Genomic DNA, 13,517 nt, shown 5'->3' with positions numbered 1-13,517 from the left:
AATATTTATTTTTGCGGTGTGGCGCGGCGTCGGGCGAAGTCACGCGGCCGGAATCCGCAGACAAATAGGGCACCGAAATAGGCGATGCCACTGGCGCCCAGCACCATGGCGAGCCACATTGCCCGCTGACCGGGCGCGGCTTGCAGCGCGATCCAATTGAGATGTTGATCGGCGTACCACAGGACGAGCGCCAGGGCGGCCAGTGCGGGTATCAGCCGCAGACCAAAGGCCGTCCAGCCGCTGCCTGGGCGATACGTGCCGCGCCGCAGCAATCCGATCAGCAATGCCAGTGCGTTGATGGTGGCGCCCAGCCCGATCGCCAGCGCCAGGCCGGCGTGAGCCAACACTGGTACCAGCACCAGGTTGAGCAACTGCGTCACGATCAGCACCATGATCGCGATCTTGACCGGTGTGCGGATGTCTTGTTGCGCGTAAAAACCCGGCGCCAAGATTTTGACACTCAAAATGCCGATCAAACCGACCGAGTACGCCATGACCGCCAGCCGCGTCTGCGCGACGTCCTGCGCCTGGAAAGCGCCGTAATGAAAGAGCGTGGCGACCAAGCCGTCGGACAACATGGCCAAGCCCACGGCAGCCGGCAGGCCCAGCAAAATGGTCAGGCGCAAGCCCCAATCCAACAACGCCGAATAGTGGGCTTGGTCCTTTTGCGCATGCGCGGCCGACAGGCTCGGTAACAGTACCGTGCCTAATGCGACGCCGAGCAGGGCGGTGGGAAACTCCATCAGGCGATCCGCGAACGACAGCCAGGTCACGCTGCCCGGGGTCAACCAGGTCGCGATGTTGGTGTTGATCAACAGCGAAATCTGCGCGACGGAAACACCCAGCGTCGCAGGCCCCATCTGTTTCAGGATACGGCGCACGGTGGCATCGCGCCATGCATCACGCAGATTCGTGCGCAAACGGGGAGTTAATCCCAGACGGGCGAGCGCCGCCCACTGTACCGCCAGCTGTGCAATGCCACCTGCCATGACCCCGATCGCCAGCGCGTAAATAGGCACTTCTACGCGCGGGCTCAGCCACAGGCAGGCGCTGATCATCGACACATTCAACAGCACGGGCGTGAACGCCGGCACGGCGAATCGGCGCCACGTATTAAGCACCCCGGAGGCGAAAGCGACAAGCGACATGCAGACGATGTACGGGAACATCACCCGCGTCATCCACACAGCGGCGTCAAATTCGGCAGCGCGGCTGGCGTCGCGCATGCCGCTGGCCATGGCGGTGACCACCCACGGCGCGGCAAGTATGCCTATCAACGTGACAGTCATCAGCGTCAGCGTCAGTAGCAGAGCGACCCGATCCAGCAAGGTACGTACTTCGTCTTCGCTGCGTTCCGTGCGGGCGGCGCCCAGGATCGGCACGAATGCCTGGGCGAAGGCGCCTTCGGCAAACAGGCGGCGCAGCAAATTAGGGATGCGAAAAGCCACCCAGAAAGCGTCGGTTAACGGCCCCGCGCCAAAAGCGCGCGCTACCAGAATATCGCGTACCAGACCCGTGATGCGCGACAACAGCGTAAAGGAACTGACGGTGGCGGCGGAACGAAACAGACTCATGGCTTCAGACAAAAAAGGCCCCAAAGCAAGGTGCTAGGGGCCGGGTAAACCTCAGGCAGTGCGAACCCGGCACGCAGTGTGCAGCCGAGGCGCGCGCGACGAGTTTACTTGGGCGGCATACGGATGGCGCCGTCCAGGCGGATGGTTTCACCGTTGAGCATCTCGTTGGTGACAATGCTGTAGACGAGCTTGGCGTAGTCTTCCGGACGACCCAGGCGGGCGGGGAAGGGGATGCTGGCAGCCAGTGAGTCCTGCACTTCTTGCGGCATACCGAAGATCATCGGCGTGCCGAAGATGCCCGGGGCAATCGTCATGCAGCGGATGCCGGTCTTGGCCAAATCGCGCGCGATGGGCAGCGTCATGCCGGCAACACCCGCCTTGGACGCCGAATAGGCCGCTTGGCCGATCTGGCCGTCGAAAGCAGCCACGGAAGCGGTGTTGATCAGCACACCACGCTCGCCGGTGGGCTCGGGCGTATTGGCGCTCATGGCCGCTGCGGCCAAACGCATCATGTTGAAGCTGCCGATCAGATTGATCGAGATGACCTTCTGGAACAGATCGAGAGGATGCGCGCCGTTTTTACCGACGATCTTGGCGGCGGGCGCGACACCCGCGCAGTTCACCAGGCCAAACAGGGCGCCGAGTTCTTGCGCGGCGGCGACGGCACGCTGGCCGTCGGCTTCCTGCGTGACATCGCAGTGCACGTAGCGCTGACCCAGCTCTTTAGCCAAGGCCTCGCCCGGCTCGTCCTGCACGTCTGCGATCACGACTTTCGCGCCATTCTCGACCAACATGCGCACAGTGCCAGCGCCCAGGCCGGACGCCCCGCCAGTCACAATGAATACCTTATTTGCGATTTCCATACGGCTTCAGAAAGGGTAAAGGTTCAATAGAAGCGCCGTGGCGAACCACGGCGCAGGGTGCGGAGTGTCCGCGTCAGCCCGATCAGCTGGCCAATGCCGCGAACAAGCGTTGTTTGATTTCGTCGACGGCGCCCACGCCTTCGATTTTGCGATACTTCGGCGCGTTCTGGTCGCCGGATTCGGCCCACGAGGAGTAGTAGTCAACCAGCGGACGAGTCTGGTTCTGATAGATCTCCAGACGGTTGCGTACCGTGGCTTCGCTATCATCATCACGTTGCACCAGGGGTTCGCCCGTCACGTCGTCCACGCCCGCGACTTTCGGCGGGTTGAAACGCACGTGGTAGCTACGGCCGCTGGGCGGATGCACGCGGCGACCGCTGATGCGTTCGATGATGTCTTGTTCAGGCACCACGATCTCGACGACGTAGTCCAAGGCGACGCCCGCGCTTTTCAGGGCGTCGGCTTGCGGGATCGTGCGGGGGAAACCGTCGAACAGGTAGCCGTTGGCGCAGTCGGGCTGCTTCAGACGGTCTTGAACGAGGCCAATAATGATGTCGTCGGAGACCAGTCCACCTGCGTCCATCACCTTCTTGGCTTCCAGGCCGAGAGGCGTGCCAGCTTTAACGGCCGCGCGCAGCATATCGCCCGTGGAAATCTGCGGGATGGAAAACTGCTGGGTGACGAAGGCAGCTTGTGTGCCTTTGCCGGCGCCGGGCGGACCGAGCAGAATGAGACGCATGGAAGGAACTCCTGAATGGAAAAATGAAATATTTACGACTGGGGTCGATTATGCCGCAACCCAATGTTGTACGTGGATAGCCGAATCAGGGAAAACCCGCTATTGCGGGTGATCGGCGTACCACGCGCGCACGCGCTCCAAGTCGGCTGGTGTGTCCACGCCCGCCATGGGCGGTCGCGAGGTTCGGTGTACGACGATATTGCATCCATGCTCTAGCGCGCGCAGTTGCTCTAATGCCTCAAAGCGCTCGAGAGTGCCCTGGGGCAAACGCGGGAAGCGGCGCAGAAAACTGACGCGATAGGCGTAGAGTCCGATGTGATGCAATGCTGGCAAACCCGGCGCTAACAGGCGCTCGCCGCCTGCCAGCGCGTCGCGTGCCCAGGGAATCGGCGCACGCGAAAAGTACAGCGCGCGATCGTCCGACCCGCAGACGACTTTGACGACGTTCGGGTTAAACAGCGATTCGGCGTCGGCGAGCGGGCAAGCGCAAGTCGCGATGTCGGCTTCCGGGTGACGTTTTAGCAAATCCGCGACCGCATCGATCAGCTCGGGGTCGATCAGCGGCTCGTCTCCCTGGACGTTAACGACAATGCCGTCGTCGGGGAGGTCGAGTTTTCCGGCCGCCTCGGACAGGCGATCCGTGCCGGTAGGGTGGTCGGCCCGGGTCAGGACGCAAGACACGCCATGTTCGGTGGCGGCCGCATGGACGCGCTCATCGTCCGTCGCGATGGTCACGCTCGCGGCCCCTGAGGCGGCGGCCCGGCGCGCGACGCGCACGACCATGGGCAGGCCCGCAATATCGGCCAACGGCTTGTTGGGCAGGCGCGTTGACGCCATGCGGGCCGGGATTAAGGCAATAAAGCTCACAGTGCAGCCGTGTCGGGACGCGGCGTGTCCATAGAGCGCGCCTCGGATTCAAGCATAACGGGGATGCCGTCGCGTACGGGGTAAGCGAGGCGGTCGGCGCGGCAGGTCAGTTCGGCCTGCTCGCGGTTGTAGTCGAGGCGGCCCTTGCAAAGGGGGCACACGAGCGTATCTAGTAGGCGGGATTCCATGGCGTCATTCTAAAGCAGTTGATGGCCCGGCGGGCGCGAAAACGCGCAACATTTGTTCCGATCAGTGCGGTCTTGGCGTTGCATCAACGCGTCGTGGCACGCCCTCGTAGCGCCACGTCGATCTGGTCGAAAAGGTTCGGATCGGAGAACCGCGCCTGCACGGGGACTTCCCATAGGCGTGTGTCCGGCGCACGACGACACTTGATGCCGTCCTTGGCGGTGATGAATATGACTTCCCCTGGCACCGTGTCGAACGGCGACTGGCGGTAGTCAAAGTGATCGGGAAGCGCCAGACAAGGGTCGGGGTTGATACCGGCGGCTCGCAGTGTCGAGAAAAACCGTTCGGGATTGCCTATGCCCGCAGCCGCCGCAATGCGGCGGGTCTGCTGTGCGCCGGCGAAATCGGTAAGCGGACGCTCGACGCCTGTGGCGAGGTGACGCGCCATATCGGGTTGCAGCCACATATCGACATGGTGCGCGCCGCGCGACGTTGGATTCGTGTTCGGCCGCTCGTCATTGGCACGATTGGTGATGACATAGTGCACGTTGTCCAGTCGGGACGCCGGCTCGCGCAACGGCCCGGCTGGCAGCAGTCGCCCGTTGCCTACCCCACGTCCGTCCTGGACGACGATTTCGATATCGCGGGCCAAGGCGAGATGCTGCAATCCGTCATCGGAGACGATGACATTCGTGTGCGGATATGCCTTTAGCAATGCCTCCACGGCCAGCGCGCGACGCGGATGCACCGCGACGGGCACCTGGGCGGTGTGCGCGATCAGGGCGGGCTCGTCGCCGAATGCCGCGGGATCCAGCTCACCCACGCCTACGCGTGGCTCGGCGCCGACCTTCACGCCATATCCCCTGCTGATGACACCCGGGGTCCAGCCTCGCGTGCGCAGTGCTTGGACGGTCGCGATAACCACGGGTGTCTTGCCTGTGCCGCCTACAAAGATATTTCCGATCACGATCACCGGGACGGGTGCGCGGTAAACGGGTTTTTCGCCCGCCGCATACTGTGCGCGTCGTCGGGCAACGTGTCTGGCCGTCAACGCCGCCAGTGGGCGCATGAAGGTGGCGAACCAGCCATCGTGCTGCCACTGACGCTGTAACCACGACGTCAGGGCAGCGCCGCGAGAACGAGATTGCGAGTCAGGGCGCGTCACGAGTCCCGCCTATCGCGCATTTTGCGCGGCGAAATTCACGCGGGAAATACCGGCCAGACGCGCCGCTTCCATCACGTTGACCACGGATTGGTGCGCGGCCTGCGCGTCCGCGTTGATCAAGATTATCGGGGCGTCTTTACCAGCGGCGGCCATGGACAGGTTGTCGGCCAGGTCGGCCGTGCTGGGCGCATCGATGAGGGTGCCGTTGATCGCGTAACGCCCGTCGCGGCTGATATCGATCGTGATTGCCGGCGGCGTGTCGCGTTCGATGGCGGCCTCGGGCAAAGTCACCTCGAGCTGGGTGTAACGCGCGAACGATGTCGTGGCCGCCAAGAATATCAGTATCACCAGCAGCACATCGATCAACGGAATCAGGTTGATCTCCAATTCCTCGCGGTCGGCGCGTCGATGTCGAAAATTCATGACGAGGCTCGGGACGGTACCGTCGGGCGCGTCAGTCGCGCCACGCGCGCGGCCGCTTGTTCCATCTCGTTCAACAAATTATCGGCCCGGCTGCGCAAGTATCGATGCGCGATCATGGCGGGAATGGCAATCAGAATCCCAAAAGCGGTGTTGTACAACGCGATAGAGATGCCATGAGCCAGCTGCGCGGGGTCACCACCGGCCGGCGTGTAAGACGCAAAAATTTCGATCATGCCCACCACGGTGCCAAACAAGCCGAGCAGGGGAGCCACCACGGCGACGGTGCCCAGCGCCGGGATAAAGCGATTCAGATCGTGGGCGACCGCACGACCGACGTCTTCGACGGCGGCGCGCTGGACTTCGCGTGGTTGGTTGCGGTGACGCAGCACCTCGGCGAGCACGCGTCCCATCGGGGAATGCTGCTCCAGGCGGCTAAGCGCCTCGGGACCGTCTTGCGCATTGCGCTGCATCTCTAGCACCTGGTCAGGCAAACCGGGCGGCACGATGAGCCGCCGCCGCAACGACAGCAGGCGCTCGACGATTAACGCCAGACCCAGGACAGAGGTAATCAGCAGCGGCCAAATCGGCCAGCCGGCTTCACGGATGATGGACAGCAAAAGAGTGGCTCCGGACGTGGCGGCAATGCGAAGAGGGCGATTTTAGCGCGGGCCGTGAGTCGGGAGGGCGGGGTGGCCGCGCCGACCGTCTCCGCGCAAAGCTATCCACAGAATCTGTGGATAATTCTGTGTAAAACTATGCGGAAATGCCTGGAAATGCAGGGTTTGAGCTGGGTTGCTCTTTTTCTTGTCATTTTGTTGAAGCAAAATAGTTCTTAAAGATCAATGGCTTGCTACGTATTTATTGGCGTTGCGGGCCGTTCTGCACGGATTTGCGACTTGATGTATCATCGCGGCCCTTCGGCCGCGTCCTGTGGACAGCCAACTCTCCGGAAAGCCTTATGACAGCTGAGTTTCCCGTCAAAGATGACCTATTTACGCGGGATATCCTGACAGTCGCGCAGCTAAACCAATCAGTAAGCCAGTTGCTGGAGCGCAGCGTTCCGGCGCTGTGGGTGCGAGGCGAGGTTTCGAATTTCACGCAGGCCGCTTCCGGGCATTGGTATTTCACGCTGAAGGACAGCCGCGCCGCCGTTCGGGCCGTCATGTTCCGTAGCCGGGCCAGTTCGGTCGGGTTCGTTCCCCGGGCGGGGGATCAGGTAGAGATTCGTGCTCGCGTGTCTTTGTACGAGCCCAGGGGCGACTTTCAGCTACAGGCCGACGCGATGCGCCGTGCCGGGCTGGGCAATTTGTACGAGGCCTTCCTGCGGTTAAAGACGCAGCTCGCCTCGGAAGGCTTGTTCGACGAGGATGCGAAACGGCGACCGGTGGCGTTGCCGCGCGCCATTGGCGTGGTGACCTCGTTGCACGCGGCCGCCTTGCGGGATGTGTTGTCGGCGCTGGCGCGTCGCGCGCCGCAGGTTCCGGTGATTATTTATCCCGCGCCGGTTCAAGGCGCGGACGCCGCCGCCAAACTCGCCGCCCAGGTGCTTTTAGCGAATGAGCGCCAGGAAGTCGATACGCTGTTGCTCGTGCGCGGCGGTGGCAGCATCGAAGACCTGTGGAGTTTCAACGACGAGGCGCTGGCTCGGGTCGTCGCCGCCAGCGCGATCCCGGTCATCAGCGGCGTCGGGCACGAAACGGATTTCACCATCGCGGATTTTGTTGCCGATGTGCGCGCGCCCACGCCTACCGCCGCGGCAGAGTTAGCCTGTGTGCCGCGCGCGGATCTGCTTGCCCGACTCGACCAAACGGCGCGCCGGCTCGTGCGCGCCCAGGAGCGCCGTATCGAGCAAGCGGCTCAGCGGCTGGATCGAGCTGCCGCGCAGCTCGTTTCGCCCGCGCGGCGGCTCGCTCATCAGGCGGAGCGGCTCAATACACTGCGGCATCGTCTGCTTGCCGCTTGGCAAGGCCCCCACGGCCGGCGCACGGCGCGGGTCGGCATGCTGACGCAAAGACTGAACCACGCCGCGCCGGATACGGGCCGCGCGCAAGAACGCGTGGCGGCCCTGGCGCGGCGGCTGCACCAATCGCACGAACGTCAGCTCGCCACGCGTCAGGCGCGTCTTGCCGCAGTCAGTACCCATCTGCGCGCGGTCAACCCGCAGCACACCCTTGAACGTGGGTATGCCATCGTGCGCGACGCCGAAGGCAATATCGTGCGCGATGCCGCGCGACTGCATGACGGGCAAGCGCTGGCGCTGACCTTTGCCAAGGGCGGGGCGCGTGTGGAGGTGTTCGATACTGGTGATGCGAGCTGAATGGCTCGCGCGTGGCGGCAGTCTGCTGCGTTGAAAAAGGAGGGCATTTCAGCCCCCAAGACGCGTTCTTAAGACTGATTCTCCTTTCGCGTAACCCCGCATTGCGCTGGGTTACCGCCAAGTTGGCCTCAAAGTGCCGATACAATCACTGTCGCTTGATTGTGCAATCAACCTAGAAGGAACTCACATGGCATTTACGCTTCCCCCCCTGCCTTACGCGCAAGACGCTCTGGCTCCGCACATCTCGAAAGAAACCCTCGAGTTTCACTACGGCAAGCACCATCAGACCTACGTCACGAACCTGAACAACCTGGTCGCCGGCACCGAATTCGAAAACGCTTCGCTCGAAGAAATCATCAAGAAGTCTTCGGGTGGTGTGTTCAACAACGCCGCTCAAGTCTGGAACCACACGTTCTACTGGAACAGCCTGGCTCCCAACGCCGGCGGCGCACCCTCGGGCGCGCTGGCTGACGCCATCAACGCCAAGTGGGGCAGCTTCGACGCGTTCAAAGAAGCGTTCAACAAGTCCGCCGCCGGTAACTTCGGTTCGGGCTGGACCTGGCTGGTCAAGAAGACCGACGGTTCGCTGGACATCGTGAACACCAGCAACGCCGCCACGCCGCTGACCACCGAAGACAAGCCGCTGTTGACCTGTGACGTGTGGGAACACGCCTACTACATCGACTACCGTAACGCCCGTCCGAAGTACCTGGAAAACTTCTGGGCGCTGGTGAACTGGGACTTCGCTGCGAAGAACTTCGCCTAAGTCTCAGCGATACGCCTGATTCGTCAGGATAAATAAAGCTCAGCCGCGGCTGAGCTTTTTTGTTGGGTGGCGCGCTCGGCTGTCGAGCCGGGCGCAGGTCGTCAAGCCAGTCCCGTGCGTTCTTCCGGGTTCACCGTTCTTGGCTTGACACCGCTTTGCGCGAGCGTACGTTCCAATAGCTGCTCGTAAATCGGCTTGCCGCCGATCCATTGCGCGGTCAGATTCGCAGCCAGGCAGGTGGCGATCAGCGGCATGGTCAAACCATGCGAGCCCGTGAGCTCGAGCGTCAGCACCACGCCCACGATGGGCGCTCGGACGCAGGCGGTAAACAGGCCGCCCATCGCGGCAATGGCAAACGCCAAAGACGCATCAGGCGCCTGCGGAATCATGCTGTCGAGCACACCGCCAAAGGCCAAGCCGACGCAGGTGGCCAGCGCCAGAATCGGTGCAAAAATCCCGCCAGGGACGCCGCTGGAGTAGCTACCCACCATGGTGATAAAGCGCAGACATGCCAGGCCCAGCAACACCAGCACAGCGGGATTCGCATTCGTCAATTGTTTGATGACCAGATCGCCGCCCGTAACTGCTTGGGGAACTAACGTGAACAAGGCGCCGACGATCAGCCCGATCAACGCCGGATAGACATAGGGCACGCGTGCATGCATACGCGTTGCCAGCGTACCGGCCGCCAGCAGGCTTTTGTTCAAGCCCACGCCAACGAATCCGAGCACGCAGCCCAATGCGACGAAAGCAGGCAATTGAGAAAGCGTAGGCGTGATAGAAGGCATCGACAAATCCGGCGCCGTCCCGCCAATGACCTGCGTCATCACAGTCGAGAGCAGGGCAGCGGCAATCACCCCCATATAGGTGCGCAGCGTATAGGGAAATTGCTTGTGCGTTTCCTCGATCACGAACAGCACCGCCGCCAGGGGCGCATTGAACGCGCAAGCCAGACCTGCCGCGGCACCGGCCGCGAGCAGCCCGCGACGTTCGGGAATGCTGTTCTTGAAAAAGTCGTTGATGGCCGCGCCAAGCGACGCGCCGATATGAATAGTGGGGCCTTCTCGTCCTAGCACCAGCCCCGAGGATATCGAGATGACGCCGGCGACAAGTTTCACCGGCAATACGCGGCGCCAGTGCACCGTGCGCAATCCTTCCATCGCGCCCTCGATTTCCTGCACGCCGCTGCCGCCCGCCTCGGGCGCGACACGCTTGACGATAAAGGCGCAGACGACGGTGCAGACCATGGTGATCAGCGCGACGACGACCACTAGCGGTGCGCCGCTCAGGCGCTGGGCAATCCACTGCGGCCAGCTGATGAGGGTATCGATCAGCATGTGAAAATAGGACCCGACTATGCCGGTCAATAACCCCGTGGCGCACGCCAGCGCGATGAAACGGGCCTGCGCTCGCCCATCACCGGCATTGCCCAGCAGCTTCACCACGTCGTCAAGTGGTGGTGGCGAAGGGTCGCCTTTACTCGCCTCGCCGGACAAAGCTTCCTTTTTATTCACTGCAACCCCTTCTTTTCCTTCGGCTTATAGGCAGCCGAATGGAGATAACTTTATTGATCGGCGCATGGGCCGGGTGTCGTAAGAAGTGTATCAATATTCATACCATCGCCCTTGCCAACATGGCAGTCCATCGGGCAGCGGCACGTCCAGCCAATGGACTGTGTCTACGAGATGGACGCTAACAAGACGCGGCGCTGTCAGAGCCGGGCGCGTTGTCGTAAGATCGACGGCGATTCATCTATCACCCATTCTACGAGCTACCATCCATGACCGTTCACGCTTACATTTGTGATGCCATTCGTACCCCTTTCGGCCGTTATGGCGGTGCCCTGGCATCCGTCCGGGCCGATGATCTCGCGGCATTGCCGATCAAGGCGCTGATGGCGCGCAACCCCGGCGTGAATTGGGAAGAGATCACGGATGTGATCATGGGCTGCGCCAACCAGGCCGGCGAAGACAACCGCAACGTCGCACGCATGGCGGCGCTGCTGGCCGGCTTGCCGGTCGAAGTTCCCGGTGGCACGGTGAACCGTCTGTGCGGTTCGGGCCTGGACGCGGTGGGTACGGCGGCGCGCGCCATTCGCGCAGGCGAGGCGGGCTTGATGTTGGCCGGCGGCGTCGAAAGCATGAGTCGTGCGCCCTTTGTCATGGGCAAGGCTGACACGGCTTTCTCGCGTAATGCCGCGATCTACGACACCACGATCGGCTGGCGTTTCGTCAACAAGCTGATGAAAACGCAGTACGGCGTGGACTCCATGCCCGAGACCGCTGAAAACGTCGCCGACGACTTCAAGATCAGCCGCGAGGACCAGGACAAGTTCGCCCTGGCCAGCCAGTCGAAAACCGCCCGCGCGCAGCGAGAAGGTTATTTCGACGCGGAAATCACGCCCGTCACGATTCCGCAACGTAAGGGCGATCCCATCATCGTCGACAAAGACGAACACCCGCGTGAAACCAGCCTGGAAGCGCTGGCACGCTTGAAGGGCGTCGTGCGCGAGGGCGGTTCGGTGACCGCGGGCAACGCCTCGGGCGTGAATGATGGCGCGGCCGCGCTGCTGCTGGCTGACGAAGCCAGCGCCGCGCGCCATGGCTTGACGCCACGCGCACGCGTGGTGGGCATGGCGACTGCTGGCGTGGCACCGCGCATCATGGGTATGGGCCCGGCACCGGCCACGCGCAAGGTGTTGCAGCTCACCGGTTTGACCTTGGATCAGATGGACGTGATCGAGCTGAACGAAGCGTTCGCCGCTCAGGGTCTGGCGGTACTTCGCGATCTGGGTATTGCCGATGACGATGCGCGCGTGAATCCGAACGGCGGCGCGATCGCGCTGGGTCATCCCTTGGGCGCCAGTGGCGCTCGTCTGGCGACCACGGCCGTGAATCAGTTGCACCGCACCAATGGCCGCTACGCGCTTTGCACGATGTGCATCGGTGTGGGCCAGGGTATCGCGGTCATCCTCGAGCGCGTGTAAATCACCGCCAAGTCTGCGCCGATCGCACGGGTGCATCGGCGCTGCTTTGTTGCGCGGCCAGCCTGTACTGATTAGAGGCGGACTTCATAGAGGCGGACTTCATCGACGTGTTGCGACGAGTCCCGCTTATTCAGTCTGGGGCCAAGGTTCCTACGAGCGTGCTCGCCCTTTATTAACGGGGTAACCCGGCGATGCGTTGCCCGGCTTGCACGCCGCGCATGTCGAACCAGCCCTGGGCCATTTCCAGCGCATAGCGTACCGGCTTTGCCGAACAATGCGTGTCGTCCGTTTGGGGCGCCATGTCGTCGATATTCACGATGGTTCCGTCATCGGCGATAAATGCGATTGATAAGGGCAGGGGCGTGTTCCGCATCCAGAAACATTGGACCTCCGGCGCGTCGAAGACGAACAGCATGCCATCGTTATCGGGCAGAGCATCGCGGAACATGAGCCCGGTGCGTCGGGTGGATTCGGTATCGGCCACCTCCGCGCGAATCACGTGGATGCCTGCGGTCAGCTTGGCCACAGGCAGGCCGGTCTGGGCGCTTGTGGTCGTTTGCGCATGCGCGGGAGCGGCCCAGACAAGCATCAGGGCTGCCAGCGATTGGCACGCGCGTTGCAGCGCACGGCGACGGGAAAACATCCCAGTCATGAGACGGCAAAACGAAATCGGACGGATGGACCGCAGAGCAAGACGAGTCAACATAAGGCGTAGCAAGCAGCAAACAACAATAAGGCGGGGCATTATGCCCCGCCAGACTACCACGCCGCCTTTGAAACAGATTGACCTGAGGTCGGGATCAGTTATTGTCCGGCGCAATCACCCCACTGATTATGCCGAGGTGATGTTTAATGCTTGTTTGCCTTTCGGTCCCTGTATTATTTCGAAAGCCACTTTTTGGCCTTCTTTCAGGGTCTTGAATCCGTTCATCTGGATCGACGAAAAATGTGCGAAGAGGTCTTCTCCGCCATCATCGGGTGTAATAAAGCCAAAACCCTTTGCGTCGTTGAACCATTTGACGGTGCCAGTCGATTTGGGATTATCCCCTTGGACGGCGGTTGCGCTCGTATCAGACATGCGGACTGCCTCATTTGAATCGTATGTTTGACAGAAAGCATTCGGCCATGCCGGTTGCCCTCCGGCTTCCGGAGGGGCTAACAAGTACTAGGCCGTCTCCGAATGCCCTGATAATGCGCTGCTTTCGTTTCGCCCGTCAAGTGTGGAAATTACCCATCCGCACGTGTAATGTTGAGCTAACTGCGGCTTGCCGCTTATTGTTTCAAATCGATTCCGCCATATGAGTTCGACCCCCGATACACAGCATGATCTTGTCGTCGAGAAAGAGACCGCCCGCACGGCTCCGCCTCCCATGTACCAGGTCGTGCTGCTCAATGACGATTACACGCCCATGGAATTCGTGGTGAAGGTGCTGCAGAAATTCTTCCGCAAAAACCAGGAAGAGGCTACGCGCATCATGCTGCAGGTCCATCACGAAGGGCGTGGCGTTTGCGGTGTATACCCACGCGATATCGCGGCGACACGTATTTCGCAGGTGGCCCAATACGCCCGCCAACGTCAGCATCCGTTGCAATGCATTATGGAACCCGCCTGATGCGATCCTGTCAGCGGT

15 protein-coding genes are annotated in these 13,517 nt (G+C 61.9%); 4 read left to right on the top strand and 11 right to left on the bottom strand.

Translation table 11 applies throughout. The annotated features are described in order from the left end of the window. Window positions 1-5: 5 nt before the first annotated feature. From murJ to GOQ28_RS14115, 8 genes are all read right to left on the bottom strand, one after another. Complete coding sequence (murJ, locus tag GOQ28_RS14150; protein WP_160356904.1) at window positions 6-1,574, bottom strand: murein biosynthesis integral membrane protein MurJ; 1,569 nt, start codon at window positions 1,572-1,574, stop codon at window positions 6-8. Window positions 1,575-1,678: 104 nt separating this feature from the next. Beyond that, on the bottom strand, window positions 1,679-2,437 hold the full coding sequence (locus GOQ28_RS14145; RefSeq protein ID WP_160349099.1) for a 3-hydroxyacyl-CoA dehydrogenase: 759 nt from the start codon (window positions 2,435-2,437) through the stop codon (window positions 1,679-1,681). A gap of 82 nt (window positions 2,438-2,519) precedes the next feature. Beyond that, the gene (gene adk, locus GOQ28_RS14140) at window positions 2,520-3,176 is read right to left on the bottom strand and encodes an adenylate kinase (protein WP_160349098.1); all 657 of its coding nucleotides are present in this window, start codon (window positions 3,174-3,176) and stop codon (window positions 2,520-2,522) included. A gap of 99 nt (window positions 3,177-3,275) precedes the next feature. Next, a complete protein-coding gene (gene kdsB / locus GOQ28_RS14135) occupies window positions 3,276-4,043 on the bottom strand; it encodes a 3-deoxy-manno-octulosonate cytidylyltransferase (protein ID WP_160356903.1) in 768 nt (255 codons plus the stop codon). Continuing rightward, entirely contained in the window at window positions 4,040-4,231 is a 192-nt protein-coding gene (locus tag GOQ28_RS14130) for a Trm112 family protein (protein ID WP_160356902.1), read from the bottom strand. The genes kdsB and GOQ28_RS14130 overlap by 4 nt, the downstream gene beginning before the upstream one ends. An 83-nt stretch (window positions 4,232-4,314) precedes the next feature. After that, entirely contained in the window at window positions 4,315-5,298 is a 984-nt protein-coding gene (lpxK, locus tag GOQ28_RS14125) for a tetraacyldisaccharide 4'-kinase (protein ID WP_236844369.1), read from the bottom strand. 105 nt (window positions 5,299-5,403) lie between these two features. Continuing rightward, complete coding sequence (locus tag GOQ28_RS14120) at window positions 5,404-5,817, bottom strand: ExbD/TolR family protein (RefSeq protein ID WP_160356901.1); 414 nt, start codon at window positions 5,815-5,817, stop codon at window positions 5,404-5,406. After that, window positions 5,814-6,434 carry a MotA/TolQ/ExbB proton channel family protein gene (locus GOQ28_RS14115; protein WP_160356900.1) on the bottom strand — a complete coding sequence of 207 codons (621 nt, stop codon included), beginning with the start codon at window positions 6,432-6,434 and terminating at the stop codon, window positions 5,814-5,816. The genes GOQ28_RS14120 and GOQ28_RS14115 overlap by 4 nt, the downstream gene beginning before the upstream one ends. Before the next feature lie 341 nt (window positions 6,435-6,775). On the opposite strand from GOQ28_RS14115, the gene xseA reads away from it, so the two are divergent. Beyond that, complete coding sequence (xseA, locus tag GOQ28_RS14110; protein WP_160349093.1) at window positions 6,776-8,134, top strand: exodeoxyribonuclease VII large subunit; 1,359 nt, start codon at window positions 6,776-6,778, stop codon at window positions 8,132-8,134. A 187-nt stretch (window positions 8,135-8,321) separates the two neighbouring features. Then, window positions 8,322-8,900, top strand: a complete 579-nt coding sequence (sodB, locus tag GOQ28_RS14105; protein ID WP_160349092.1) for a superoxide dismutase [Fe] — start codon at window positions 8,322-8,324, stop codon at window positions 8,898-8,900. A 101-nt stretch (window positions 8,901-9,001) separates the two neighbouring features. Here the strand turns inward: sodB and clcA are convergent, their stop codons facing one another. After that, on the bottom strand, window positions 9,002-10,414 hold the full coding sequence (clcA, locus tag GOQ28_RS14100) for a H(+)/Cl(-) exchange transporter ClcA (RefSeq protein ID WP_202109722.1): 1,413 nt from the start codon (window positions 10,412-10,414) through the stop codon (window positions 9,002-9,004). Window positions 10,415-10,680: 266 nt separating this feature from the next. Here clcA and pcaF point away from each other — a divergent pair, with 266 nt between their 5' ends. Then, window positions 10,681-11,886 carry a 3-oxoadipyl-CoA thiolase gene (pcaF, locus tag GOQ28_RS14095; RefSeq protein WP_160356899.1) on the top strand — a complete coding sequence of 402 codons (1,206 nt, stop codon included), beginning with the start codon at window positions 10,681-10,683 and terminating at the stop codon, window positions 11,884-11,886. A gap of 172 nt (window positions 11,887-12,058) precedes the next feature. Here the strand turns inward: pcaF and GOQ28_RS14090 are convergent, their stop codons facing one another. Both GOQ28_RS14090 and GOQ28_RS14085 read right to left on the bottom strand, forming a co-directional pair. Continuing rightward, on the bottom strand, window positions 12,059-12,538 hold the full coding sequence (locus GOQ28_RS14090; RefSeq protein WP_202109721.1) for a DUF192 domain-containing protein: 480 nt from the start codon (window positions 12,536-12,538) through the stop codon (window positions 12,059-12,061). 180 nt (window positions 12,539-12,718) lie between these two features. Beyond that, window positions 12,719-12,964: a cold-shock protein gene (locus GOQ28_RS14085; protein WP_160349090.1), complete on the bottom strand. Its 246-nt coding sequence runs from the start codon at window positions 12,962-12,964 to the stop codon at window positions 12,719-12,721. Between the two features lie 220 nt (window positions 12,965-13,184). On the opposite strand from GOQ28_RS14085, the gene clpS reads away from it, so the two are divergent. After that, a complete protein-coding gene (clpS, locus tag GOQ28_RS14080; protein WP_160356897.1) occupies window positions 13,185-13,499 on the top strand; it encodes an ATP-dependent Clp protease adapter ClpS in 315 nt (104 codons plus the stop codon). The last annotated feature ends 18 nt before the right edge of the window (window positions 13,500-13,517 follow it).

Origin of the sequence: Bordetella sp. 02P26C-1 (genome assembly GCF_009763255.1) — a bacterium.
In the GTDB taxonomy this organism is placed as follows: domain Bacteria; phylum Pseudomonadota; class Gammaproteobacteria; order Burkholderiales; family Burkholderiaceae_B; genus Bordetella_A.
Note: the sequence above shows the minus strand (reverse complement) of the source record. Positions and strands in the feature narration are given on the sequence as shown.